The 25,604-nt window shown below is 50.6% G+C and carries 30 protein-coding genes and 1 pseudogene; 1 reads left to right on the top strand and 30 read right to left on the bottom strand.

Going from position 1 to position 25,604, the window contains the following annotated elements; genetic code table 11:
- Nucleotides 1–42: 42 nt before the first annotated feature.
- From Q0Z69_RS06200 to Q0Z69_RS06060, 29 genes and pseudogenes are all read right to left on the bottom strand, one after another.
- Nucleotides 43–717, bottom strand: a complete 675-nt coding sequence (locus Q0Z69_RS06200; protein ID WP_298030890.1) for a hypothetical protein — start codon at nt 715–717, stop codon at nt 43–45.
- Between the two features lie 167 nt (nt 718–884).
- Nucleotides 885–1,418, bottom strand: coding sequence for a P27 family phage terminase small subunit (locus tag Q0Z69_RS06195; RefSeq protein ID WP_298030887.1), 534 nt, complete (start codon nt 1,416–1,418; stop codon nt 885–887).
- A gap of 248 nt (nt 1,419–1,666) precedes the next feature.
- Nucleotides 1,667–2,026, bottom strand: a complete 360-nt coding sequence (locus Q0Z69_RS06190) for an HNH endonuclease (RefSeq protein ID WP_298030884.1) — start codon at nt 2,024–2,026, stop codon at nt 1,667–1,669.
- A gap of 125 nt (nt 2,027–2,151) precedes the next feature.
- Complete coding sequence (locus Q0Z69_RS06185; protein WP_298030880.1) at nt 2,152–2,613, bottom strand: hypothetical protein; 462 nt, start codon at nt 2,611–2,613, stop codon at nt 2,152–2,154.
- Between the two features lie 77 nt (nt 2,614–2,690).
- A complete protein-coding gene (locus Q0Z69_RS06180) occupies nt 2,691–3,152 on the bottom strand; it encodes a hypothetical protein (protein ID WP_298030877.1) in 462 nt (153 codons plus the stop codon).
- A 109-nt stretch (nt 3,153–3,261) separates the two neighbouring features.
- A pseudogene (locus Q0Z69_RS06175) lies at nt 3,262–4,633 on the bottom strand (SNF2-related protein).
- Nucleotides 4,633–4,917 carry a VRR-NUC domain-containing protein gene (locus tag Q0Z69_RS06170; RefSeq protein ID WP_298030874.1) on the bottom strand — a complete coding sequence of 95 codons (285 nt, stop codon included), beginning with the start codon at nt 4,915–4,917 and terminating at the stop codon, nt 4,633–4,635. Before Q0Z69_RS06170 ends, Q0Z69_RS06175 begins: the two are co-directional and overlap by 1 nt.
- Entirely contained in the window at nt 4,914–5,186 is a 273-nt protein-coding gene (locus tag Q0Z69_RS06165) for a hypothetical protein (RefSeq protein WP_298030872.1), read from the bottom strand. The genes Q0Z69_RS06170 and Q0Z69_RS06165 overlap by 4 nt, the downstream gene beginning before the upstream one ends.
- 134 nt (nt 5,187–5,320) lie before the next feature.
- Entirely contained in the window at nt 5,321–7,561 is a 2,241-nt protein-coding gene (locus tag Q0Z69_RS06160) for a phage/plasmid primase, P4 family (RefSeq protein ID WP_298030869.1), read from the bottom strand.
- Complete coding sequence (locus tag Q0Z69_RS06155) at nt 7,558–7,989, bottom strand: DUF4406 domain-containing protein (protein WP_298030866.1); 432 nt, start codon at nt 7,987–7,989, stop codon at nt 7,558–7,560. The genes Q0Z69_RS06160 and Q0Z69_RS06155 overlap by 4 nt, the downstream gene beginning before the upstream one ends.
- Nucleotides 7,970–8,161: a hypothetical protein gene (locus Q0Z69_RS06150; RefSeq protein ID WP_298030863.1), complete on the bottom strand. Its 192-nt coding sequence runs from the start codon at nt 8,159–8,161 to the stop codon at nt 7,970–7,972. The genes Q0Z69_RS06155 and Q0Z69_RS06150 overlap by 20 nt, the downstream gene beginning before the upstream one ends.
- Complete coding sequence (locus Q0Z69_RS06145; protein ID WP_298030861.1) at nt 8,158–8,490, bottom strand: hypothetical protein; 333 nt, start codon at nt 8,488–8,490, stop codon at nt 8,158–8,160. Before Q0Z69_RS06145 ends, Q0Z69_RS06150 begins: the two co-directional genes overlap by 4 nt.
- Nucleotides 8,491–8,501: 11 nt before the next feature.
- The gene (locus Q0Z69_RS06140; RefSeq protein ID WP_298030858.1) at nt 8,502–10,430 is read right to left on the bottom strand and encodes a DNA polymerase; all 1,929 of its coding nucleotides are present in this window, start codon (nt 10,428–10,430) and stop codon (nt 8,502–8,504) included.
- Between the two features lie 92 nt (nt 10,431–10,522).
- A complete protein-coding gene (locus Q0Z69_RS06135; protein WP_298030854.1) occupies nt 10,523–11,089 on the bottom strand; it encodes a DUF2815 family protein in 567 nt (188 codons plus the stop codon).
- Nucleotides 11,090–11,105: 16 nt separating this feature from the next.
- Complete coding sequence (locus Q0Z69_RS06130) at nt 11,106–12,227, bottom strand: DUF2800 domain-containing protein (protein WP_298030851.1); 1,122 nt, start codon at nt 12,225–12,227, stop codon at nt 11,106–11,108.
- A complete protein-coding gene (locus Q0Z69_RS06125; protein WP_298030849.1) occupies nt 12,227–12,604 on the bottom strand; it encodes an rRNA biogenesis protein rrp5 in 378 nt (125 codons plus the stop codon). The genes Q0Z69_RS06130 and Q0Z69_RS06125 overlap by 1 nt, the downstream gene beginning before the upstream one ends.
- Nucleotides 12,579–12,797 carry a hypothetical protein gene (locus Q0Z69_RS06120; protein WP_298030847.1) on the bottom strand — a complete coding sequence of 73 codons (219 nt, stop codon included), beginning with the start codon at nt 12,795–12,797 and terminating at the stop codon, nt 12,579–12,581. Before Q0Z69_RS06120 ends, Q0Z69_RS06125 begins: the two co-directional genes overlap by 26 nt.
- An 83-nt stretch (nt 12,798–12,880) precedes the next feature.
- The gene (locus Q0Z69_RS06115) at nt 12,881–13,267 is read right to left on the bottom strand and encodes a hypothetical protein (protein WP_298030845.1); all 387 of its coding nucleotides are present in this window, start codon (nt 13,265–13,267) and stop codon (nt 12,881–12,883) included.
- Between the two features lie 841 nt (nt 13,268–14,108).
- A complete protein-coding gene (locus tag Q0Z69_RS06110; protein ID WP_298030843.1) occupies nt 14,109–14,645 on the bottom strand; it encodes a hypothetical protein in 537 nt (178 codons plus the stop codon).
- A 35-nt stretch (nt 14,646–14,680) separates the two neighbouring features.
- On the bottom strand, nt 14,681–15,331 hold the full coding sequence (locus Q0Z69_RS06105; protein ID WP_298030841.1) for a hypothetical protein: 651 nt from the start codon (nt 15,329–15,331) through the stop codon (nt 14,681–14,683).
- 129 nt (nt 15,332–15,460) lie between these two features.
- Nucleotides 15,461–15,640: a hypothetical protein gene (locus Q0Z69_RS06100; protein ID WP_298030839.1), complete on the bottom strand. Its 180-nt coding sequence runs from the start codon at nt 15,638–15,640 to the stop codon at nt 15,461–15,463.
- 183 nt (nt 15,641–15,823) lie between these two features.
- Nucleotides 15,824–16,426 carry a hypothetical protein gene (locus Q0Z69_RS06095; RefSeq protein WP_298030836.1) on the bottom strand — a complete coding sequence of 201 codons (603 nt, stop codon included), beginning with the start codon at nt 16,424–16,426 and terminating at the stop codon, nt 15,824–15,826.
- The gene (locus Q0Z69_RS06090) at nt 16,426–16,953 is read right to left on the bottom strand and encodes a hypothetical protein (protein ID WP_298030833.1); all 528 of its coding nucleotides are present in this window, start codon (nt 16,951–16,953) and stop codon (nt 16,426–16,428) included. Before Q0Z69_RS06090 ends, Q0Z69_RS06095 begins: the two co-directional genes overlap by 1 nt.
- A 157-nt stretch (nt 16,954–17,110) precedes the next feature.
- On the bottom strand, nt 17,111–18,271 hold the full coding sequence (locus tag Q0Z69_RS06085) for a hypothetical protein (protein WP_298030830.1): 1,161 nt from the start codon (nt 18,269–18,271) through the stop codon (nt 17,111–17,113).
- 250 nt (nt 18,272–18,521) lie between these two features.
- Nucleotides 18,522–19,631: a sensor histidine kinase gene (locus Q0Z69_RS06080; RefSeq protein WP_298030827.1), complete on the bottom strand. Its 1,110-nt coding sequence runs from the start codon at nt 19,629–19,631 to the stop codon at nt 18,522–18,524.
- Between the two features lie 176 nt (nt 19,632–19,807).
- Nucleotides 19,808–20,503 carry a LytTR family DNA-binding domain-containing protein gene (locus tag Q0Z69_RS06075; protein WP_298030823.1) on the bottom strand — a complete coding sequence of 232 codons (696 nt, stop codon included), beginning with the start codon at nt 20,501–20,503 and terminating at the stop codon, nt 19,808–19,810.
- Between the two features lie 618 nt (nt 20,504–21,121).
- Nucleotides 21,122–21,763 (bottom strand): ABC-2 transporter permease, encoded by a 642-nt coding sequence (locus tag Q0Z69_RS06070; protein WP_298030820.1) that lies wholly within the window; start codon nt 21,761–21,763, stop codon nt 21,122–21,124.
- Nucleotides 21,760–22,623 (bottom strand): ABC transporter ATP-binding protein, encoded by an 864-nt coding sequence (locus tag Q0Z69_RS06065; protein ID WP_298030818.1) that lies wholly within the window; start codon nt 22,621–22,623, stop codon nt 21,760–21,762. Before Q0Z69_RS06065 ends, Q0Z69_RS06070 begins: the two co-directional genes overlap by 4 nt.
- Nucleotides 22,624–23,001, bottom strand: a complete 378-nt coding sequence (locus Q0Z69_RS06060; protein ID WP_298030816.1) for a GntR family transcriptional regulator — start codon at nt 22,999–23,001, stop codon at nt 22,624–22,626.
- Between the two features lie 346 nt (nt 23,002–23,347).
- On the opposite strand from Q0Z69_RS06060, the gene Q0Z69_RS06055 reads away from it, so the two are divergent.
- A complete protein-coding gene (locus tag Q0Z69_RS06055; protein ID WP_298030813.1) occupies nt 23,348–24,349 on the top strand; it encodes a hypothetical protein in 1,002 nt (333 codons plus the stop codon).
- Between the two features lie 172 nt (nt 24,350–24,521).
- Here Q0Z69_RS06055 and Q0Z69_RS06050 read toward each other — a convergent pair.
- The coding region (locus Q0Z69_RS06050; protein ID WP_298030810.1) for a YifB family Mg chelatase-like AAA ATPase at nt 24,522–25,604 on the bottom strand (1,083 nt) is incomplete at its 5' end.

Below are 25,604 nucleotides of genomic sequence, written 5' to 3'. Positions count from 1 at the left end.
AAGGGCACGAAAAAACCGCCTCATAGGACGGTTTCATAAAAATCAGTTAAAATATTTTCTATATACCTCGCTTATTGTTTCAACATAAACTATATAGGATGGATGATTTTTATCCTGGCGTTCAAGGTACATGTTTTTCTTGTCTTTATATCTTTTCCGGACCTCGCTCCAATGTTTTTTGGACTTAATGGCATCAGCTTTTTCGCGGATGCGCTGGACGGATGGCGCTTCTCCCCAATGATAATTGTTAAAACCCTTATCGTGGAGCAGCCTATAATAAGTCCCGTCTTCATCCCTGACCAGTATGGCAAGGTCAAAACTGAAAGCCACCTGCGACAGTATACCAGGAGTATACATCAAGGCAGTTATAACAGAGGTTGAATCCTTCCCATCCGAAAACTGGCCTCCCCTTACAACATGACTCCTGCGTCTCCTTAATATCAGATTCAAAGAATCCCTCACCCTGTTTTTAAGGCATTGAGGATTATGCCAGTATTCCTCCGGCATCCTTATGACCATCAGATTATAGTCCAAATCAAACGGGGCATTTCCATTCCGCATGACAAGTTTCCGCGCATGGCTCCCACTGCCTACAAGGAAAAACTGCGTAATTATGCCGAATTCCCCATTCAAATAATCCCGTAGCTCTGTAAGCATCTGCGAACACTCACTACGGTATGGCTTGACTTCCTTCTCACTCACATATTCGTATGCCATTCTTTTTCTCCTGTCCGCCCATGCCTCCATCCAGCGCTCTTTTTTTGTCGCTAAATCATTATAGTATGGCAGACGAAATCTACTTTGTCAATCTCCTTTTTCCACATTTTATACAAATTAACCTTAATACAGATTCTTTCTGTATGTCCGCCGGCTTTCAAACATTCCTACACTCCCTTCCTTGCGCGGAGCAGCCGCTCCATCACGTCATCCTGCGGCGTGTTTCCCTGGAATTCCACCGAGCAGTTCTCCTTCACGATCTGGTATATCTGCATCCAGCAATAATTTGTCTGCTTCATGTAGGACTGGCTCATGGAAACATAAGGGGAAGCAATGGCGGCCCCCGTGGTCGGGTGCTTCGCAAGGAAGCCCGTGGAGGAAACGATCTCCTCACACTGAATCCACCGGGAAACACTCATGGCATACTGCTCCACCATCTGCACGGTGACCAGCTTCTCACAGCCCCTCGCCTTCAGCCAGGCATAGGTTTCGTTGTACACTTCCTCTGCCACCAGCTCCCGCCCGCTTTTCTGCGGGGACTTGAGGAAGTCCTTCACGGGCGGCACGTCCACGCCTTCCAGTTCGGCAGGCTCCATCATCACCTCCGCCGTTTTCCCCTCGCTGATCTTCTCCGTGAGTGCCTTTGGCTTGCGCCCCGCCCCCGGCCTTGCGCCGCCGCGCCCGCTGCCGTCTTTTGCCACCGTTTCCACCCCGTTTCTTTGATTTCGTTTGAAAAAATGCTGCGGAAATCAAACGCCGCAGCACCCTGAAAGCCTTTATTCTGCGGAAAACCAGGGCGGGGCAATCCCCCGTTTGATTTCCGGTTTTTATGCGTTTGACCCCACGCCCGTTCCACAGAAAATCTGCTGTGAAGATTCCGACCGCCCCTCCGGGTCAGCAGAAACCTCCACAGCATAAATCAACACAGCACTGATTCCCATAAAATAAATTAATGCTTGTGCCACCTGTCGCCACGCTCCGCATGAATCCTTGCATGGCACGGCTGGCACAGTGACACGAGGTTTCCCTCGTCATGAGTGCCGCCCTCTGCCAGCGGCAGCTTGTGGTGTACCTCCTCCACCGGATGCAGCAGCCCTTTCTTATAACACTCCTCACAGAACGGGTGCTTGGCGGCATAACGGTCACGGATACGTTTCCACGCCCTGCCATACCTACGGCGTACAGCCGGGTCACGGTCGTACTTCTCGTAGCGGCGGTTCTCCTGCTTCTCATGCTCCTCACAGAACCTCCCTTCCGTCAGCTTCGGGCATCCGGGGAAGGAACACGGCCTCTTCGGTTTCCTTGGCATTGCTCTCACCTCCTCATGGCATAAAGAAAGCCCCCGCAGGATAATTCCCACGAAGGCCTTCTGTCTTTTTGCAGTTTTCGATAATATCAGTATACCACGCCATATGGCAAACATTTTACACGATATTACTCATTTGTATCCCCGTCTGGTTTTTGCCCGCCGAACTTTAAGTCTTTACAGACATTCGCAAAGGACCGGTATGTGCCTGCCACCAGTTCCGACCAGTGTTCCAGCTGCCCCGTCATGATCTCCATCTGCCGAAGCAGCTTGTAGATGTGGAAGTCCGGGTCATAGCTGCCCACATTCTCGTTGATGTCCAGGTCGTCAAACATCTTCTGTGTGCTTTCCAATGCCACGGCATTAAAGACTTCCATGTTCTCAGCCATCGTCCCGATGATCAGCCTCTCCAGTTCCTCCGCCGTGCTGAATTCCTCAAACACCTCGAAATACCGGTACTGGTCGTTGTACACATAGAAAAAATTCGGCCCTTTCCTGCCAATGGCGATGTCGGAATGCCACTCATTAAAATAATCGCTGTATTTTTCTGCCACCGCCATGATCTTCCCGGCTTCATCCTCTTTAGCCATCCTGCACCTCCTCTCCTGCTGGTATGGTGCATATTACCGTCAACGGAAAAATATATCCACTCATATTTTCATGGATTTCAGCTTTTCCCAAAAAGCAGGATGGTAAGGTGGTGCAGCGCACGGTTCTTTTTGTTATAGGCGGAACTCTGCTCGATGCGGAAATGGTCGGCAATTTTATAAATAATGCTGCTGCCGTATTCATTGCTGCCGCCATAGAAATTTTCCAGCACATACCGCTCATCCTCAGAAAGCTCCTCCCATGCCGGGAGGAACCACGCCATATATTCCACTGCCTGCCGGTAACGCTCTTTCAGGACATCGATCTCCTCAATGCCCTTTACCATCCTGTCCTCCACGGCATGGGGATTGTGCGTATGCGGCATCCCGTCAGACTGCGGGCTGCTGACGCCGCCCATCTTCTCATATGCCGCCTTTATCTCATCATCCGTGTGTTCGATGATGAATTTCATGCTGCTGTAATCCTTCAGTGCATCCACGGCCGCCGACCGCTTGTCAAGGTACTTCCAGATAATGCTCATAAGCCATGCCTCCAATCAAAAATATTTTATTTCCCACGGATTTTCAAAGATTGTCACTGGTTTTCATTGATTGGCTCAGATTTGCATTTTTGACTGGCGGCATTCCCGCTTATATCTTAAGGTCTGCTTTCACCGCATCGATCAGTGCGGCCTGCGTGGTGTCCTTCTCGGATAACGCCTTCATGATCCGCTCGTCTATGGTGCCTTTCGTGATGATGTGCTGCACCACCACGGTTTCGGATGCCTGCCCCTGCCGCCACAGCCTCGCCACCGTCTGCTGGTATAATTCCAGTGACCAGGTAAGGCCGAACCACACAAGGGTGTTCCCTCCGCTCTGGAGGTTGAGGCCGTGTCCGGCGGATGCCGGGTGGATCAGCGCCACCGGGATTTCCCCGGCGTTCCATTTCCGGATGCTGCCGTCCGTGTCCAGCCGGGAACATGGGACTTTCAGTTTGTGAAGCCGTTCCGTGATGCGTTCCAGGTCATGCCGGAACCAGTAAGCCACAAGCACCGGCTTGCCGTTCGCCGCTTCGATGATGTCCTCCAGTGCGTCCAGCTTCCGCTCATGGATGGCGACTGTCTCCCCGGCATCCGTGTACACCGCGCCGTTCGCCATCTGCGACAGCTTCCCGGAAAGGGATGCGGCATTGGCGGCTGTGATATCGCCGTCAGGCAACTGCAGGACGAGGTCTTTCTTCAAATCCGCATACCGCGAATCCTCCTTCTCAGAGAGATACACGGTGTATCTGGAATTTATCAGCTCCGGCATCTGCAGGTGGTCGGTGGACTTCATGGAAATGGTGATGTCGGATATTTTACCGTATATCTGCTTTTCCGCCCCAGGCAGCGGCTTGTAGGAAAATACCACCTGCCCGTTCTGCTTATCCGGCCGGAAGTAAGAAGTGCGGTACTGCCCGATGAACCTCCCAAGCCGCTCGCCCATGTCCAGCAGCCGGAACTCCGCCCACAAGTCCATCAGGCCGTTGCTGGAAGGCGTCCCTGTCAGCCCCACGATGCGCTTCACCTTTGGCCGTACCTTCATCAGCGCCCTGAACCGCTTCGTCTGGTGGTTCTTAAAGGAGGACAGCTCATCGACCACCACCATGTCGAAGTCAAACGGTATGCCGCTCTCGGAAATCAGCCACTGTACGTTCTCACGGTTGATAAGGTAAATGTCTGCCTGCCGCTTTAATGCCGCCAGCCTCTCCGCCGCAGTCCCGACCGCCACGCTGTACTTAATCCCCTTGAGGTGGTCCCACTTTTCAATCTCTGCCGGCCAACTGTAAGAGGCTACACGGATTGGCGCTACCACAAGCACCCTGTGGATTTCAAAGCTGTCAAACATCAGGTCGTTGACTGCCGTCAGCGTTATTCCTGTTTTGCCCTTAACCCAAGCCCATATCCAACAGAACAGCCGCTATCGGATGGCTTTCAATATACTCGATTGCAAATTTCTGATAACTGTGTGGTACGAACTTCATTAGGCATCACCCCCAATCTCTGATATGATTTTTTCTATCTGCCCCTCGTCATCCAGCACATATACTTTAAATCCAAGCCGCCGGAGAAGCCTGTGCCGTGCCAGCTGCAGGGGGCGGGGCTTTTTCCCAGGAGCCTTGACCTCCACGAATGCCATCCTCCCACCAGGGAGAAGTGCCAAACGGTCAGGCACCCCATCAAAACCGGGCGATGCGAACTTGACTGCCAAGCCCCCGGCGGCCTTGACTGCCGTCCTGAACTTCTGCTCTATGGTTTTCTCTCTCATACACTGCTCCTGTCCGCAGGCATTTCATAAGCCTTTACACCCGCTGCAATTTGCCCATAGATTTCTGCCAGGACAGCCTGTGCCACCTCCGGTTCCTTATAACTGCCAGCTTTCCGCATGGCGGTTCTGAACCTCGTGAGGCCGGGCATCTCCACATAATCTATGGCTGCCACTACCAGATATGCCCCTTCGTTTTCCTGGCTGATGGCAATCCTGTCGTAATTCTCCGTATTGAGAATTGACTTTCCGTTTTGCTCTTTTATCCACATAACATCTTCCTCCTTCCTGACTGGTTCTGTGACACTCTCGACACTCGTACCATAAACCTCTCTATATAAGATTTTTTACAAAAAAACTGCCCTAAAGGGGGTTTTATACTAAGAATGTCACGACCGTCACACACTCAAAAATCCTCTGTCTTTTCCGCCAGGCACAGCCCCAGCACGAAACGCCCGTCACGCCTTTTCTCGCGCCGGAACCCACGCTGTACCACCGCATTATAAAATTCAGTTGTACTCCTTACAAAATCCCCCACCCTTGCACAGTAGGAACGGTATGCCCTGTAAAACTCCCCTGACTTTTCTTCCATCCCGTCCCCGACTTCACAGCAGTCCTCAATGAAATGCGACAGCCAGTCATTGTCCTGCCGGTATTTTGCTATGGCACCCTCCACACACTTCGGAAGGGCTATCCTGAAATTATTTTTAATGGCTTTTTCTGCGCCTTCAATAATCCACGCCATAATATAAGGCGAGGCATTTTCTGCAAGATAATCTGCATAATTTTTTTGGTCGCTGCCCCCTGTTATCTTTGCATTGAAAGGAATAACAATCAGCCGCCGCCAGATGCCGGAATCCATTGCCCCGACTTTCGGCAGATGGTTGGTGTACAGCACGAGGGTATGGCTCGGCGTAAAGGAAAACGGGTCTTTATATTTCTTTTCCGCAAAAATCTCATCCGTGGAACAGAGCTGTTTGATGATGGACGTGTTCAGGCGCACGCCCTCCTCCAGCTCAGATGCAATAAGCAGCCTTTTCCCCTTCGCCTCGGCAAGCTCCGGCTTCACGTTCCGCTTGCACCCGACCGTCAGCGCATCCGCAGACATGTTCCCGCTGTAAGTGCCAAGCACACGGGCTATGGTGTTCCAGAAGGTGGATTTGCCGTTGCTGCCCTCCCCATAGGCAATGATCAGCGCCTCCATGTAGACGCGCCCCACCGCCGCCATGCCCACGATCTGCTGCACATAATCAATCAGCTCCTGGTCTTTGCAGAAAATGGTGTCCAAAGAATCCAGCCACAGACTCTCCCCTTTATCGCCGGGAGCTGCCGCCGTGATCTTCGTGATATAATCCTCCGGGCTGTGGTCACGTTTCCCCTCCAGACCATCCGGGAGGTAATAGGTGCCGTCCGGCGTGTTCAGCAGGAAGCCGTCTTTGTCAAGGTCGGAAACGCTGATCTCCAGCATCGGCTTTGCCGCCTGCAGTGCGGAAACCACATACTTCATATCCCGTCGTTTCATCACGAACGCCTTGTATGCCTGGGCGGACATATACGCAAGGTAGGCGTCCATCTGCCCGGTGCTTATCTTCTTCTCCAGCGATTTCCCGCCGGAGATGATGGCATCCTCCGAAATGCCCGTGTCCATGAGCACCTGTTTCGTCCGGGCGATCTCATCCTTTGCGTCCGCAAGCTGGAGGTCTAAAAACTCCTCCGCCGCGCCCACTGCCTGCTGCTTGGACTCCACCCAATACTGCCCGCAGAAACGGAGATAATCTGTAGCCGCCGTATAGCGCAACTCCACGCCGTACTCCCTGGTCAGCACCTTCGCCTGCCCGATGTCGGAGTAATCACCCGGCTTCAGCGATTCCCGCCCGAACTCGTCATTGTACGCATCCGGGGCGACATACCCCTCCTGCCCCTGCACCTTCTCCGCAAACCGGCAGGCGCTCTGCCAGATCATGGCAAGCTCCGCTTCTTCAAGAGGCGGATTGCACTTTGCCGCCTCCTCCATGAAAATCTCATGCGCCTTTTCCGTCGCGCCGTACCGTTTGACAACACGCCCCGCAAAATGGGACATGGTGGCGTTCCTCTGCCCCTGCGGTATCTCCCTGCCGCCCTGCGGCTTCACGATGCAGTCAATGGTAATCTCACCCTCGTGCCACAGGATGGAATCCGCCGGATGCCCGAAGATGAACCGGGCAGAGTCCAGCGCCTTGGCGTCAAAGAACGGGAACTCCTGCTGTATGGCTTTCTTCAGAGCGGCACACGCCTCCCCGTCCGCGATTGGATCATGCGGGAAGTACACATGAAACCTCGGCCTTGCGGACTTTCCCTCCTTCAGCTTCATGTTGTTCCGGCTCGGCACCACAACAAACGCCACATCCTTCCCAACCTTCCCTTCCAAATCCTCCGGATGAATCCAGTCTGCCGGATTGTCAGAATGGGAATTGTCGCAGTCCATCACGTCCACATCGCAGGAGAGGAAGTTATCCCCGCTCCTGCGGCAGCCCTTGAATTCCGCACACACATGGTCGAACGCCACCACCTCCATGCAGTCATCCTCATTGTCAATGACGCGCCTGTTGGGATAAAGGCTGTTCTTTGCGTTCCCCCTGCAGTTCGCCGTATAAAATGTCATTTTCATAATTTGCAGACCTCCTCGCAGTTTTCTGTGAAATAGCGTACCGGCATATTCCTCTTTTCCGCCTTCTCAATTTCCGCCGCCATCCCCGTGGATATGGTGCAGCCAAACACCCATAACTGCTCGCATTTCCCCAAAAGCACCATACCCATAAACATACCGATTGCCCGCTCCGCAGGCTTTCCGTCATCCAGGAACTGCGGAAAGAGCAGGTGCGGGGCAAACGGGATCGCGCCGTTCTTCACCGCAAACCTGCTGTACCGCCTTGCCTTTTGCGTGTTCCCCTCCGTATCCCCGGCAAACGGGGAGCATATATAGACAATCGGCCGGTATGCCCGTTTCGCCGCCTTTTCCTCCCTCCTGATCCCCGATAACGCCGCATGGCTCGTCGGGTCGCTGTATCCCTCACTGTTATATCTGCTGATTCCCATCGACCATACCTCCATTCTGCCTGCGCTGTTCTTCCCAGACCGTGTCCGCAGGCTTGTAAAACGGGCAGTCCCTCCCGCCAAAGTCATTGTCCTTTAAGCAGGTGCAGACGCCGCCCCTGTTTGCGAAACAGTCGCCGTGTGTCCTGCACCCCTGCATTGCCGCCCTGCTCATTCCTTTCCGCCTCCTGAAATTAGTTTGATATTCCCCTCCATCCTTCTGCGGAGGACTTCCGTTTTATTAAACTGCGCCCTCCAGTGCCTCCGCTCCGGGGAATCCGCAGGAAGCCCCTCCGCCTTTTCTGTGTACATATCACAAAGAGCCTTGTACCCGTCCGCCATTTCCCGCAGTTCAGAGAGCAGCGCCGCCCTTGCCTCATCAGAGCAGTATGAATTGATGAGCCTTGCGGCTTTCCTCATCACCGGCATCTTGCAGGGGAAGAACGCCTCCACATTCAGCTCCATGTACCCCGTTCCGTATTCAATCCGCAGCCGTTCCATCATGCACCCCCTGCCTAATCCTTCTGGTAAAACGAGCATTCATATCCATCCGCGCGGAGCAGCAGCCCCTTTGCCCAGGGCGGCGTCCTGCCCATCTGCTCGCACACAGCCTCCACTGACATCCGTTGGTCTGCTTCGATAATGACCTCATCATGTACATGAGCCACAATCGCACAGTTTTTCAATGTCTGCATGGCATAGCACAAGATATCACGGGCGGTTGCCTGCACGATGTTTTCCACAAACTTCGGGCCGTAGCTTTCCAGCCGCTCCCATTTCTTCGTTCCGCCCACGCCCATGTAGGTGACGGACTCCCCGCCAAACTGGTTCTCTCCGATGCGTGGCTTTACATAGGCAAGCCGCCTCCCGGAGAAAAGCGTGATGAACAGCATCCCGCTTTCATAGCTGAAACGGATACCGTGTGTTTCTGTTGGCACCCTCTTTTTGATACACTCCTTCACGGCACGGTCGACCGACCACCAGAACTCCGTAATGCCTGGGTTGGAATCCCGCCATGCCGACACAAGCGGCTGCAGTTCTTCCTCCGCAAGCCCCATCTCCAAAGCACCCATTGACTTCAAAGCACCGACTGAGCCGCCGTAGCCGAGGGCCAGTTCCGCTATCTTGCCTTTCTGCCGCAGATGCCCGTTTATGCCGTGCTTTTCCACAGGCACATGGAACATCTGGCTTGCCGAGGCGCAGTAAATGTCACCGCCGCCTTCAAACACCTTAAGCCTCCACCGCTCCCCGGCAATCCACGCAATCACTCTCGCCTCAATAGCGGAAAAATCCGCCACGATGAACTTCCTGCCATCCTGCGGCACAAAAGCCGTGCGGATGAGCTGCGAGAGCGTATCCGGGATATCTTCGTACAATATGGAGAGAGCCTCGAAATCCCCTGCTTTCACAAGTTCCCGCGCCTGGGCCAGATCGGGGATATGGTTCTGAGGCAGATTCTGCAACTGTATAATGCGCCCAGAGAACCGGCCGGTCCTATTTGCACCGTAGAAGGCAAACATCCCATGCGCCCGGCTGTCCGCACACACCGCATTCTCCATTGCCTGGTATTTCTTCACAGAGGATTTGGCAAGCTGCTGCCGGAGCGTCAGCACTGTTTTCAAAGGCTCCGGCGCATCCTGCAGAAGCCCCGCCACCGCTTTCTTGTCAAGGGAATCTGTCTCCATCCCGTTTTCCGAAAGCCACTGTTTCATCTGCTGCACGGAGTTTGGGTTCTCCAGTTCCGTCAGTTCCTGCATGGCGGCTGACAGCTCCGACTTGGAACGGCCATCCATGGCGATTGCCTGTGTGACCATCCCCATATCCACACCGATGCCCCGGTCGTTGATCTCCTGGTCCTGCCAGTATTCCTCCCACACAAAATCCGGAACCGGGAACTTTGAAAGCCTCTGCTGTATCTGCATCTCCGCCTCCACATCACGGAGGTTGTATGCCTTGAACCGCTCCCACTTCTCCATGTCGTGTTCCGGCAGGTTCCGTGTCCTGCCGCCATTCACCTTTGTCGGCTTGCATGGGACGCAGAAATACCGGATCAGGTCTTTCCCCTCGGTCAGCTTCTGCTTTTCCAGCCCAAGCACCGCACCCACATTTTCCAAAGACAGCGGAAGGCCAAGCGTGGCCGACCACACCATGGAGCATTTCCACGATTCCGGCTCCAGCCACTCCCCAAGGTAATTTGACAGGCAGACTCTTTCGAACATGGCATTGAACGCCCACTTTGTGACGGCCTCATCAGAAAGTGCCTCCAGTATTTCCGTGGGGATTTCCTCCCCCTGGCATAAGTCAACCACCCTTACCCCGTCTCCATCTACGCTGTATCCAAAAAGCAGGATTTCAAAATTGGGTGAGGAAGCATATTTATAAACACCGCATTTATACAAATCCACATCACTGTATGTCTCAATGTCAATTTCTATAGACTTCAATTCCACCAGCTCCTTTCACCGCCTTAAGGGCGGCAGGGAAAAGGCAGACGCCCATTCCCCGCCACCCGGCGGCTGTGCTATTGCTTATCTGGTTATGACAGGAAATCCTCCTCGTCCTCATCTGCAAAATCATCCTCCGCACGGGAACGCCCGCCCAAAGGCTCCCCGTCACGGATTTTCTGTAAATTGTTCAGCCCGCAGGCGATACCCTTATTCCCGTTGGAATTGAAGGCATAGAAATTGATGCTCGCCCTGCCGTACACGCCGCTGTATACCTCGGAATGGTCTAAAATTGGCTGGCGGTCTGCATCCACGATTCCCGGTGCCGTGGAGCTGTTGGCATTGACGAAATAAGAATCCGCATAAGCCTCATCATCCGGGCGCTCCACATCCCCGTCACGCAGCGGGGTCTTCAGTACGGAAAGCGCCGGGACGCTCCTGCCGTTCCCCTTCAGCTTTGCCTCGCCCTCACGGTACGCCGCCTTGATCGCCTCCTCAATCTTGGCAATGGTCTTTTTGTCCGACTTCGGGATGATGAGCGACACGGAGAACTTCGGCGTGCCGCCATTAATTGCCTTCGCTTCCCATGCGTTGCAGTAGCTCCACCGGGTATTTGGCCCGGTGATCACTTTCGTTGGGTTATTGACATTGTTTGACATATGATTTTCCTCCTGACTATTCTTCCTTGAAATCTTCCTGCGCCGTGTTCATCTCCGGCCGCTTGTCGCTCTCCGGGACTAATGCGGGCTTGCCCTGCGGCTTCTCCACAAGGCCCTTTAAAACCTCCGCAAATTTCTTCTTGCCCAGCAGCTTCTCCATGGCCGTGATGCCCAGGAGCTTCGGCTCATACGGGTCGAAGCCCGCCTTCTTCACAGTATCCGCCACAGCCTGTTCATCGGTGTACTTCCGGTTGGATCTTCCGGCCACGACTTTAAATCCGTCATACTTCACGCCGGAGAGCGCCTGCTGCAATGCAAACTCCTTCACATCCGCTGCCCATGCCGCCAGTTCATCCGCTTTCACGAGGATTGCCGCGATCTCGTCATCCTCCAGCGTGGCGGGCATCTCAAAGTCATATTTTGCAAGTTCTAGGTTGTACTCTGCCCGCTTCCTGCAGACCGCCTTCGCCTTGCAGAATTTGCAGTGTTCCCCCGCACAGAACTCACCCTCCCCGGCATAGGCCAGCTTTGCCTTTTCCGAAAGCTCGCCCTCCGCCCACTGGAGCAGGTCATCCTTCGCCATGGCATACACGCTGACATTTTCCCGGCGCGGCTGGTAGATCGCCATGCGGACGGTGTCAATATCATAAATGCCGTCAAACAGCTCCAGCGCACCCAGGGCATACAGCATCATCTGGGGGTTCCCCTCGGCGGAAACCTCCACGCCCTTGCCGTGCTTGTAATCGATGATATACAGCGTCCCGTCTGCAATGATCACGCAGTCACCGGTGCCGAATCCCTCCTCCACATACCGGGAAAAGTCCAGCCGCTGCTCAATCAGCACCACCGGGTCCTTGCAGGTTTTCTTTGCCTCCTCCACAAGCGAAAGGACATACTCTGCATAGCCGCAGGCGCATTCCTCCATCTCATCATCGTAAAAGGAAAGCCCTGCGGTCGGGTCTGTGGTCTCCATCCCCAGGGACAGCTTCAGCTTGTGTTCGCACAGGCTGTGGGCATCGGTGCCCTGCTGCGCATATTCGCTGCCCGTATCCTTATAATTCTCACAGAGCCTTGCAGACGGCGGGCAGGCAAGCCACCGGTGGCTGGAGGATGCGGACAGTAAAGCGTGTCTCCCCATCACAGCACCTCCGCTTCCGCAAGGAGCGCCGCATACTCCGCCGGGTCGATCTCCGACAGCTTATCCGCGCCGTGCTTTGCAAGCAGCTCCCTCACTTCCTCCGTGTGTCCGGAGCGGGACTTCTCCGCCAGCACCGCACGGACTTCCTCCAGCGTCAGCGGCTTCTCTTCCGGCTCCTGCTTTGCCGCCTTCGTATCTTTCTTCGCCGTGTTCTTTGCAGCCGCCTTCCCGTTCTTTCCCGCTTTCTCCGGCTCCTTTGTGGCCGTCAGCTCTGCCGCCGCATCATTGTTTTCCACCGCATCCGCAACGGCCTGCAGGCTGTCGGCAAGGGAGCGTAAATCCCCGATGACGTCAAGCAGTAACTTCACTTTTCCCATGTACGTTTCCTCCTTCCATAACTTCGCTCACTGCCAGCTCCCGGACGGAATCGCCCGGAACGATGATGGCCAGCCTCCGCTTCTCCCCAAGGAGGAAGCGCACGAGACGCTCCCTCACAGAGATATGGCGGCAGCTCACGATCCCGCCAGATGCCGGCTCCTTTGAAACACTGATCCTTAACATGTGTTCCATGTCCATGACCTCCATTTCCGAAAGGCTGATTTTTCGCGCCTTTCACTATACGGAGATTTGGACGCCCTTTTGGATACCCACATTTAAAAATTTTTCTTGAAAATTTTCTTTGCGGCCTTGATTGACTTCACGACCGCCCGATGCTGTACCTTTTCCTCCCGCGCAATCTCACGCATGGATTTCCCGTCTGCAAGCATCAGAAGTCTCCGCCGCTGTACTTCCGACAGCCCGTCCAATACATAGGCAATACGCTCCGTATCCAACTCCTGCTCCATCTGCGTTTCCGGTGTTTCTTTAGTGGCATATTCCGCACCCTCGAACTGTGCCGCATCCAGCGAATAGCAGTGATACCGCTCCTTGCGGGAAAGGTTGTCCTCCAGCCGCCTGTCCTCAATGATGACGGCACCGATGGATTCCTCCACCTCGACTTCCGACACTGTGCCATCCGCAAATTCATATTTTATTTTCATTCAGATTCCCTCCAGTCTTGAAATTTGGTTAAACAGTTTCAAGACTGGAATGGCGGCGCACGGCCCCTGAAAGGTGGCTTATGACCACATCTCAGGGCGCAAAAAAAGCGTACCGGCAGAGTGTCCGGTGCGCCCATAATAAAAACTATGTACTTTTTTGTATTCTCATTGGGAAACAGATAGGAATGTGTCGAATAAAAAAATTCCGCAGTCCCCCTTGAGGCTGCGGTATGTACAGAAAAAATATGATGTCTGGCCGTGAGTATTGGGAGCCGGTTCCCTGCCCGTGACATGCCCATGCTATCACCCTTTCCTGGGGATAACATTTTGTTCCGGCTTCCCCGGAGCCTGCCGGTGCCGCCCGCCGGGAAGCCCTCCAAAACCTCCCGCGGTATGGCCTGTCCTTTTCTCGAACAACAGAAAACACCCGGCAAAGAGCAGCCCTCCCGGCTGCTTTTATCGGGTGTCCACATCGTCGGCCTCCTCCTTAGTGGTTCCGCACCGCCTGCCCTGCAGGCGGCATTTTCTTAAAAATAAGCTGTATTTTCTCCTTCTAAAGACAAAAAGGGCGTACTGCAATCCACATCTATTGTGAAACGCAGCACGCCCTCCAATATGTATCGCATTCTTTTTACCGTTTTTAAATGTATTGCGGGAACCCAGGCACCGTCTCGCCCGACGGCATCTGTTCAATGTCAAGGATGTGCCGCCCGCATTTAGGGTTCGGGCATCTGGTCCTTTCCACTGACAACCGCCTCCCCGCACTGATATGTAACAAGGGAACCAGACATGAAATGTTCCTGCCAGTTCCCTTTTATCGTTTGTGCTTTATGTATTCTTCTCATGCCCTCGCATCAAATCCGCCCTGCACTTCCATCCCGGAATTTATCTCCTGCCTTGCCGCATGGTACGCATCATAGTAGGCAGCCTTCAAAGCCCCATGTACTTCCGTCTCCGCTTTTGATTCCTTCTCATGCCAGCCTACGCCCGCAGTATAGGTCAGTATCTCGTCACCGTTCCCGTCATACACATGGATGGCGGAACCCGTACCTTCTGACTGGAACTTGGCTTCATACGGCTCGCCAAACAGGATGCACAGCCACCGCCTATCAGCCTCCTTTATTTCTTTCATATCCGCCATTTCCTGATTGAGTTTCCCCATCAGCGCAGACCTGTCCGGCGCAACTTTGGCAACCTCGCTTTTCCGCAGGGCAAGGAACTTATTCCCCATATAGACATTCTGCGCCGCATCCTCCCTGGCGTATTCCGTTATCTTCTCCCGGAGGGAATCAGACAGCTTCCATTCCTTCTTGGATGATGTCTTTCCTGACTTTCGGATGCCTGCCTGATGGCTTTTTGCTATTCCTGTAATATCCATTTAAGTCTCCTCCTATCCGGTTGGAAACCGGACATCTATGAACACAACACTCCTAAAAGTGATTTGTACCTTTCCGTTTCATTTTTTATATCTTCGGCAGTAACACCGTAATACAAATATATCTTTTTATACAGTTTCCTTAACTGTTTCATGGTTTTCTTATCCCCGCTGAATGAACCGTCAAGCACCTGCCAGACAGTCTCCACTCCTATCTGCATACGGTCTTTCTCTGTCAATTTAATCTCATATATGTGGAAATCTAATGGGAAGATGTCATCTGCAATTTCCGCTGCTATCTTCTCCCGTTCCTGAATCTGCCCCAAAAATGTTTTTAAGGCTTCCACATTTTCTCCTTCGGGTGGCTTCAAATCCATCAGTTCACCAAGTAAATCCGGGCGGTTGCGCATTACAAGAGATGCCTTTAAGCACTTTCTCTGTTCCTGATAATTAAAAGACTGCTGCGAAACCTCCACCGCACCATATTCCCGTTTCAGCAGTTCCACAACTTCCTCCAGTGTATGGGGATTGGCAGTAATCTGCTTTTTTAGTCTGTTCCTTTTCAATTCGCGGAAGTAATTCTGTATGCGTATTGTGAGCTTTACCTTGCCGCCTTTTCCTACAATAAAAATACTTGTAGGCCCATCTGCTCCGCCTATAATGGATACACTGCCTGCGCCCTTTCCCATATCTACATCTCCCATTCAAAAAATAAATCCTGCTCCCCGATTCCCCAATCTACCAGAAAGCCGGGGGATGTCTGCCCTGTTCGTCCTCTGTGGCTTATTGGGGATATGCTACTGTTGAACTTTTGCATACTATGTTTTCATTTTTCCAAAAATCGCACCAATCACTGCACCGAAAGCACTTCCCATGAAAAGAACAACTAACAAATGCTCAAGAAGCAAAATACTAAACATTCCTCCAACAAATGTTCCATAAGCTATACCCCAGCCAACATAATAAGACACTTTATCTTTGTTGTTGCCTTTTTTCATAATTCTACCTTTTCTTTCAAAAACATGAAGCCACCCCTGCACCCTCTACGGAATAGGGTGTAAGATCCATACCGACCTTCACCTCATCTTCCCGATTCCTCAATCTGCCGGAAACCGGAGATGCCTGCCCTGTCCGTCCTCTGCGGCTTATTGGGGATATGCAGCCGTGGGATTTCTTTCCTGCTATGCTTTGGCATCAAAGCTACTCTGCATATTTTCTACATTTATCATTTCTTCACTTGCCATTGGAATCCCCCTCTTAGCATTTCCCCAAGCCTCATTATAGATCATGCACATTTCCGTCTGTCTCGCCGCCTCTGCCTTGGTAGTGAACATCGTCCATCCATTATTGGAATAAGTTGCCACCATCTCCCCATTCTTATCATAGAACTCTATGTACTCACTATTGCCTGACGGCAGTTTCTGATATTTCACTTTCCCTTCCAGCAGAGTTGCCACAAAATCTATCGGCTTTAACACATTCTGCCTGTTTCTTGAAACAGCTTTCAGACCAGAAGTGATGATCCCTTTTCTGTCCGGGGAGACTTCCGATGTGTAACTTTTCATCAGTCTGTTGAAGCCTTCTGATTTATTTTGGAATTGCCCTTTTGCAAAATCCTTATATGCTTGTTCCACAATCTGTTTCCGATATTCTTCATCGCTGATGCCGCTTTTCTTTTTGGAGAAAACATATTTGTCATTGAAGTCTGGCAGATGAATGCCGCCTATACTGCCTGTTCCCGAAAAATATCTGTTTTGCAATCCATTGGACGAACTTACCTGCATTATTTCACCCTCTCCTGTAAATTTCCTAATCGGTTGAGCATTTCAGGAATATTCCCTTGAATGACCTGCCCCTGGGCTACTATTCTGGCACAGGACTTCTGCCACTCTACTTCCTGCTCATATTGCATATCCAACCATTCAATTTCTTCTTCCTTTGTCAGCGGCGTTCCATCTGCCTTATAATACCGTTCATTTTCATGGCGCTGCTCAATTTCGGAATACAACCTTGCATAACTCAGCCCACAGGCATTTACAACATCCGAATAGCCATACTGTCCTTTTTCTTCCCTGACTTCCTTTAATATTCCAGCTCTCATATCACTGAGTGATACCGCCGACTGCACCACTGTATGCTTAATCTTATCCATTAAGATTTCCCTGTTTTTCGATAATTGGGAAACTTCTAATGAATCTCTATCAAATACTTTCTGGGCTTCATTTTGACTTCCCTGAGATTTCAAATACTCTCTATTAAGTTTAAGATCATCCTGTAAATGAACACGATAATCGTAAATACTAATTGACATACATTTTTCTCCTATTTAAAATATCCGCCAAATGGTAAAATGCCACCTATGCTGTCCGTCCTAATACTTAGTCCCTTTCCCGCTCAGAGCCGCCCCTGCACCCTCGCAGTCCGCAGAGGCAAAGGTTTATGCGCCTCTGCGGAATAGGGTGTAAAGATTATATCTGTATATCCAATGTACTGCCCGAAGACGGTGCTTTTGTACCTGCTGCCAAGTCAGACTGTATCTGCTGATAAGATACGGTCCCTTTTGCGTTTTCCCCATACTCTTTTTTCAGACGTGCCAATTCATCATTATAAATAGATGTAAACACCCGCGCCCTTGCAAATTCTTCCTCCGTGCTTATGGCTTTCCTGTCCGGGGAAACGGTCTCTCCATGCTGCATACATAATTTCCTATATGCCGCATCATCCCGCTTCCCGGTGGCAAATTCTTTCTGCGCCAGCTCCTTTATTGCCGCCTCAAATTCTTTCTCCGACATTGCAGGCTTATCACGCTTCGTCATGATGTTATCCCAATTCGGTTTTGTGAATTGAATGTCAGCCGGCTTGAACCGCAGTGCAAAATTCCCATAATCACATTGGGCTAACGGATTGGTGGAACTTTTCTTATTGCCAAACATCTGCTGTACCATGTTGGCATATTGTAAATAATTGTCTCTTGTTATCTGCACTTCGCCGCCTGCACAGTAATTCTTGAAGCTGTCAACCGCTTTCGCAAAACTGTTCACAAACCTTTCTTTACTGCCCACGTCAAGATTGGAGAACATCCTGTAAATATCAATGTTCGCCTCCCTGTTCAGTTCCACGCTGTTCTTTCCAGAAGCGCTCTTATTCACAAGGCTTCCCTTCATTTCCGCCGCGCCTTTCCTGTAATCAGGCTTTCCATGCTCCTTATAGAATTTTTCCTGTTCAATCTTCACCTGCTTTGCAACAGACTCGATCATATGGTTTACTTTACTGATTTTTTCTTCTGCCTGTTTTCCGTATGCGCCTGTTATCTGCCCTGCCGCTTCATCAGACAGGCCAATCTCCTTACAGGCATAAGAGAGCTGTGAAACTTTAAGCCCAAGCTGTGCATAAGCCCCAACATTCCATGAATCACCTAAGTTTCCATGCGGCTGTTCTTCCAACCCCCTGATCACGCTTTGGAGCTTTTCGCTCTGCTCTTTTGTCACGCTTACACCGTAAAAGCTCGCCATTCCGTTTGCACCGTTTCCGACTGCCCTATGCGCTGCATCGCCATATTTCCCGCGCTCCCCGCTTTGTATCCTCTGCCGGACCGCTTCCGGCAAGTCCTTTGAAATCTCAACGACCACGCCCAAGTTCCTCTTTTCGGAATCGGGTGTGTTCCTGACTTCCTCCTTCAGGTCATTTGCTGCTTTCGGCTGGTACGGATAACCGCCTGCCGCCCTACATTTGAAACATCCATGTCATCATCCTCCTTGACTAAATTTTTTTGCGCCAACCCTGACCTATATGCTTCATAGAAATTTTCGGCAGATGTAGCCCATTTTCCTACCCGGACTGCACCAAGTGACTATAAATTGCACGAAATGACCATAAAGTTCATATCATCACCACCGCCTGGAACTTTTCCCCATCGCAGAAGACGGCAAAATCGCCGCCATATTTATCCACCACAGCCTTTACGTTCATAAGCCCGATGCCGTGCATCCCTTCACTGGAATCCAACACAATGCCGTCCGTGGCCTGCACTTTCTCCGCCACGGGGTTCTTTACGGAAAAAATCATCTTCCCGCCCTCCTGCACCAGCTTGATGTTTATGACGGCTTTCCGCCCCGCCTTTACAACCTTGACACACTCATGGATAGCATTATCCAGCAGGTTGGAAAGCAGGATTACTATTTCCTCCCCGTCCAGCCGCATCCCGCTCATATCGCCCACCTTGAATATCATGGACACGCCCTGTTCCCTTGCGGCATGGAACTTCTGGTTCAGGACTGCGTTCACGACAGGGTGGTTCGTGTTGACCGCCGACATCTCCACCGATATGCTCTCCGTCAGCCGTTCCGCAAGCCCGGCGGCTGCCTGCACATCGCCTTCCTTTAACAGCACCTGCATTGTCCTTATCTGGTTCTTATAGTCATGCATCTTCCGCCCCTGCCGCTCGTAGACCGCCTGCATATCCCGGTAATGCGCGAGCTGGCTTTCCTTCTTCTGGTCTGTCAGCGCGCTTTCCCGCAGCAGCTCCCCTTTCATAAGGATGTCACGCATCAGCACCATCACAAGGAAGTTTATCATGATCAGCCCCGCCGCAATGAAAAGGTAGACCGCCTGCACCTTTTTCTCACCGCTGTAACAGAAATACATAAGCAGCATGGACGCCAAGGTGAACAGCGGCACCATGCCGAATTTCCGCCATTCCTTGTGGGAAAGTTCACCATAGCTATTTTTCCCTTTCCATATCCTGCGGAGCATAAAAAGCAAGAGAACCCAGACCAGTTTTGTGGTCAGCGCCAAAAAGGTATATTTAAACGCATATGCCTCATCCTTGGCTGTCAGTATGTTCTCAGCCAGCACTGAAAAAAGGTCTGCCAAAAACAGCAGCGAATAATTCAACCCGGAAAAGAAAATACACTGCTTCCAGTCCGCCCCATAGAAAACCGCACAGAACACCATGTACACCAAAACAATCAACAGTACCTTAATCCCCATTACATCAAAGCGTCCTGCAAGAACCGCAACAGGCACACAGAAAAAATACAGAATAATCTGCCTGCATTTATCCAGCCAGCCTTTCCTTTTCCTTTCCATGAAGATGTCAAAAAAGTATATGCTCCCCCATGTCTCTATCGCCATGATGCAAAAAGAAAGTATCCATCTTCCCATAATCACTCCGCCCCCTTAAACAATGTGTACTGCCGCTTCACTTCCGGGTACCTTGACTTCGGCACGGATATCTCCTTCCCCGTGGTCAGGATCATGACATAGCTGCTGATCCTCTCGATGTACTTCATGTTGATGAGGAAACTCTGGTGTATCCGTACAAAGCCCATCCCCCTCAAGTCCTCCTCCAGCTCATCCATCTTTTTGTAGATGCTGAATGTCTGCTCCTTCGTGTAGAACACATTCTTATGTTTGCTCGTCTCGATATAGATGATGTCGTCCACCTTAAGCCGGACGTTCCCCTCCACGAAGCCGAACTCCACCACCCGCTCCTCCTGCCGGATTTCCCGCAGGATGTCGTCCATGCACTCCTGCAGGGTCTGTTCCAGGTCATCCTTCAAAAGGAACCGGCTCGCCTTTACCTTATACCCGTCCAGCGCATAGTTCACATAGGCAGTGACCAGCACGATATGCACCTTCGGGCATTCCGCCTTTATCTGCCTTGCCACCTCCAGACCATCCATGCCCTCCATGTTGATGTCGAGAAACACGATGCCGCATTCCCGTATGTAATCCATATCCCCGCACAGGCTTTTCCCGGAGCCGTATTCCCTTATTTCAAAATCCCGCCCATAGGCTTCCAGCAGCGCCTTAATCGCGCCGCGGTCATCCGCCCTGTCATCGCAGACTGCTATCTTCATCGCACCGACCTCCCATCATACATAATATCGGATTATGGGGTATCCCATCAAATCCCATTGCACGAAACTCCCATAAATTGCACCAAACGACTATAAAGCCGTGTCTGCATATTACCTCTAAGTTCCCCCGCTTTCCAAGCAATTTCCCTTATCAGGCCGCCCGGCCTGCCTATGGGAATGACAGACCGCCGCATATGGCGGATGGAATCCATAGTGCGGCGGTTTGTCTTTTGTGTATTTTCAGTTTATGAACTATTGCTGCTACAATTAAGAAAGCAACACTGACAGCAAGTCACACTCCGACATAATGAATGCATAGTAAGTAAACGCCTCCAAAGCTAAAGTTATAAACAGAAGAACAAGTTTTACAAGCAAAGAAGTTTCATGCTTTGGGAAAAACAGGATAATATTAAACACAAAGGTATTAGCCAACATATGTGTTGGCGTAGTCTGAAAATGCCATAAATACAGCGTCCTGATATAGTAAAAATGCAATAACCAACACAGTTATTGACTAACACGTTTTTATTTATATCCCGCCTTCCCAGATTTTTAGTCTTGTTTACCATGGCAAAGCAGGCATCAAAACCATTGATTGTTTGCCATTTTTCTACATCACTATGAATGCAACTTTGTATAGAAATAAACTGATAGTTTATAAGAAATTGCCCCTATAACTGCCAAAACAACAACACTGATAATACTTGCATAATTTGCAAGCCATAAAGCTAAACTTTCCAAATCAACATTAAATTTCTTTAGGATATATGCAATGGCCAAAACCAGCATAACGGAAAGCATCATTGTAAATGAACCGCCATTAGCTCCCAGGGCATAACCTGTTGGAATCGTCAGCAATCCATAAAATAGTGCAATGACAAATCCAGCCAGAGAAAACTTCACGCACAGAGCAAGTGTAAGTTCTTCAAAAAATAATCCTGCTGCAACACACAGAGCGAATGAAATGATAGACATTACAACAGCAAGGATTGTAAAAAACAAGTATCTGCTTGCAATAATTGTTTTTCGTGTGGCAGGTAGCGCAATCGCAAATTTATCCCATTTACATTGCGTGTCATATACCATAATCGTTTTAGGAATACCTACTAAAATCAACGGCAGGAAAAGTGATACATACATTGCTCCTACTGATCGAAAATAAGTTAACACAGCCAGTGCAGCAAAAGCGATAAGAGCATAGTTCACAGGACGTATACGTTCTCTCATTACATAAAAATCTTTTTGAATTAATCCCTTCATTTTGTTTCCCCCTTTATATAGAACAGCATAATATCATCAATGTTTGCGGGTTCTACAATTGCCTTGGGATATTTCTTTTCTGCTTTTCGCCGGTTTCGTACAAGAGCTTTATATTGAAAATCCTGTTTGCGAAAAGCAATAATCTCTGATTTATCCATACTATCAAATACGGCGGCACCGCAAATCACAATCCCATAGTTATCAATCAGTTCATCTTTAGGGTGGCTGAAGATCAACTTGCCCTTGTGTATAAAAGTGACATAATCGGCTACTTTCTCTAAATCACTTGTTATGTGGGTAGAAAACAATACAGAGTGATTTTCGTCTTGAACAAAGTCGATAAGGATGTCAAGAATATCATCTCTGATTATAGGGTCAAGTCCACTGGTTGCTTCGTCCAGGATTAACAATTCCGCATTATGAGAAAGAGCAACCGCAAAAGCCAATTTGACTTTCATCCCTCTTGAAAAATCTTTAATTTTCTTTTTAAGGGGCAGCTCAAATTGTGTAAGATAATTTTGATACTCACGGTTTTGCCAGTTTGAATAAATACCGGCCATACATTTCCCAAGTTCAATAGGTGTCAATACATCGGGAAAATGATTTTCGTCAAATATTATCCCAATCTTATTCTTGATGAAAACTTCATCCAAAATATTGTCTTTTCCAAAAATAGTGATTTGGCCATCTGTAATCGTGATTTCATTAAGTATACAGTTGATTGTTGTGGACTTTCCGGCTCCATTTTCTCCGATCAGCCCCATAATTGCACCACGGGGAATTGTGAAACTTAGTTTATTAAGAAGAAAATCCCCATAATCTTTCGTAAGATTTTTAACTTCCAAAGCATTACCTGCCATTTAATTGTCCTCCTGATATAAAATCGAAAGCAGCCCTATTAGTTTTTCGAGAGTTATTCCGCTTGACCGGGCAATCTCTATCGCTTCCGTAAACTTTTCTTCTATCTTTTTTTGCTGCTCCTCCATATAGAAGTCTTGGTTTTGGGCTGATACATAACACCCTTTTCCTGCCGTTGTTTCTATAAAGCCCTCGCTTTGCAAGGTTTCATAGGCTTTTTGCACAGTCAGTACACTAATCTGTAAAGACTTCGCCAATGCGCGCATTGACGGAATAGGTTCACCCGCACTTAATTCACCGCTCATTATTGCAGCTTTAATTTGTGAAGCAATCTGCTCATAAAGTGGCCGGCTCGCCCTATTGCTTACTACTATTTCCATTAATTTACACCCCATCCGTTCTGTACTGTTCTAACAAGTACAGTATACAACAGAACACACCAGCCGTCAACAGCTTTCAATAAAAAGTTACAGACAAATTCTGTAAGGCGGTACAGACAACACAAAGCACACCCCCCTAAAAAAAACAAACTACCAGCACCCCCGCATAAGAACGCCCGTTGACTATACCATAGAAACTCTCCCGCATTTTATTAGATTGCATGAAACAACTATTTTCTGGAAATGAAAAGCATAGAACTACCATACCGCAGACAAGCGCACTCATAGAATTATTTTTGCATACATGGTATAATTGCTTCATTGAACACTTAAGGAGGAACATTTAATGGACGTATACCATGATAACAATATATGGGGGAAAGGCACGCCTGAAACCAAGCTGACGCCCCTCCCTGTCAACCGCTCTTTTCTTTGGGACAAACAGGAAATTCTAATCCCGGCAGTCTATGTAGGGAAAGCGGGCGCTGCCCTTGACGTATGTGCAAAAGTCCCGACAGGAGACATGGCAGCGTTCTTGACAAAATGGGATTATGAGCGGCGGATATCCCTAAAAACTCAAGAAGAATTTGATCAGTTAGATGCAGAGAACCCCGGATGCAGGGAATTTGCCGTAAAAATATTCCTCGATGATACACCTCTGTTACTCCGCATGAGCAGCAGCCTGAGATGGTATCCAGAAAATATAATTCAGATGGGGAATGTACCTGCCAGCGAGGGCGGATTTGAAAATAACAAAACTGCGGGGGAATGGATGGATACTTATAAATGCAACAGAGAATGTTGCTGGTATTTTGAACGGCTTTGCTATGACTGGAACGGAGAACCGATTCTGTTCCCTCAAAAAATATCACTGGCTTTCCAGGCAAACTTAATTTCCATCACTACGGGACATTTTTCCACCGGCGTTTCCTGTAATGGTGAAACGGTAAAGGTGGCCCATCCCATAACCGGGCAGGAATACATCCTGACACTGCACGAGTGTGAACAGACCAGGCACAGCTTCGCAGAAATTGGGGCAAAAGGCGTGGTTTACCCAGAATACTGCCAAATACTCTCCTACAGCATTGCGCCGGAATTAGACCGAAGCCTCTTTACCATCCGGGACTGCGCAGAAGGCGACAAGCCAAGAATGGGTGATGCCCAGGGGCAGCCGGGCGGGTCAGACGGCCCCACAGCAGTTTTTATGGCCGGAAAAAATGTCGCCCCTGACAAACGGATGGCAGTTTCCTCCCTGCATTTTGAGCCTGTGCCAGAAGTACAGTGGCGGGTGATATTCAAGATAAAACCCAAAAATGATGCGGAAACCAGTTTTCCTATCAAGGCATGATTCCATACTCTCATGCATCATTCATACCTTTTAACGATTCCTGCTATCGTTAAAAGGGGGTGCAAAATCGGAAAACGGAGCAGTCCCCACAGCCGGAAAAAGGCTCAAAAAATGAAAAAATAAAACCGCAAAATCCGTGAAAAGGCTTATTTCCACGCATTTTAGCGGTTTTTTATTGTATCAATTTCGTTGTTGCGATGTTCATGGCGCAGACCAGCATGAAATCGCTGGGATAGGAAACGTTCACGCCGGCTCGCGAAATATTGACATGTCTCTCCTCCAGAGGCTGACGCAGGCTGTTTAAGACCTCCCGCCCAAACTCCGGAAGCTCGTCCAGGAACAGGACGCCCCTGTGCGCAAGAGAGATGACCCCGGGCCTGGGAGAATTGCCGCCCCCTATCATCGCCGCCTGGGATATGGTATGATGCGGATCCTGAAACGGGCGCATTTTCACCAGCGCCGTACCGCCTCCGGTCAGTCCCGCCACGCTCGCCACAGCGGTCACCTGAAGACTCTCCTCCGGTGTCAGCGCCGGAAGGATTCCCGGAATCCGCTTGGCGATCATGGATTTCCCCGCGCCCGGCGGCCCCACCATCAACAGATTGTGGAATCCCGCTGCCGCAATTTCCGCAGCGCGCTTCGCAGACTCCTGACCGCTGACCTGAGCGAAATCAAGCATTTCCCCTGCGCCTCTTTCGGAAGGATTCACACCGCACTCCGGCGCACAGGCGGGGAGCACTTCCTCACGGCCCTCCAGAGGCGCTCTGAGGAAGTCCAGCACCTGCCGTATGTGAGCGGCTCCCCGCACCGAGATGCCCGCAATCGCCGCGCCCTCCTTTGCATTGTCCGCAGGCACCACGCACTGTCTGATGCCCCTTTTCGCCGCCTCCTGTACGATGGGGAGCACACCGGGCACCTGCTTGATCTCACCGTCAAGCCCCAGCTCTCCCAAAAACAAAATGTCTGCCGCCGCGGCCTGCGGAAAATATTCCGCCGCGGCCAGAATCCCCACCGCGATCGGCAGGTCAAAGGCCGTCCCCTCCTTTCTGCGGTCCGCCGGCGACAGATTCACGGTCACATGGCTGGGCGGCAGATCGAACCCTGCATTTTTCAGCGCAACGCAGACACGCTCCCGCGATTCCCGCACCTCCCCGCTCAGGGAACCTACCATATAAAATGCCGGAAGTCCTCTTGCGATATTGACCTCCACAGATACCGGATAGGCAGAAATGCCCTGCAGAGCTCCGGAACAGAT

The organism is uncultured Dysosmobacter sp., assembly GCF_947631165.1.
Classification (GTDB): domain Bacteria; phylum Bacillota; class Clostridia; order Oscillospirales; family Oscillospiraceae; genus Oscillibacter.
This window is presented reverse-complemented; position numbering and strand designations above follow the sequence as displayed.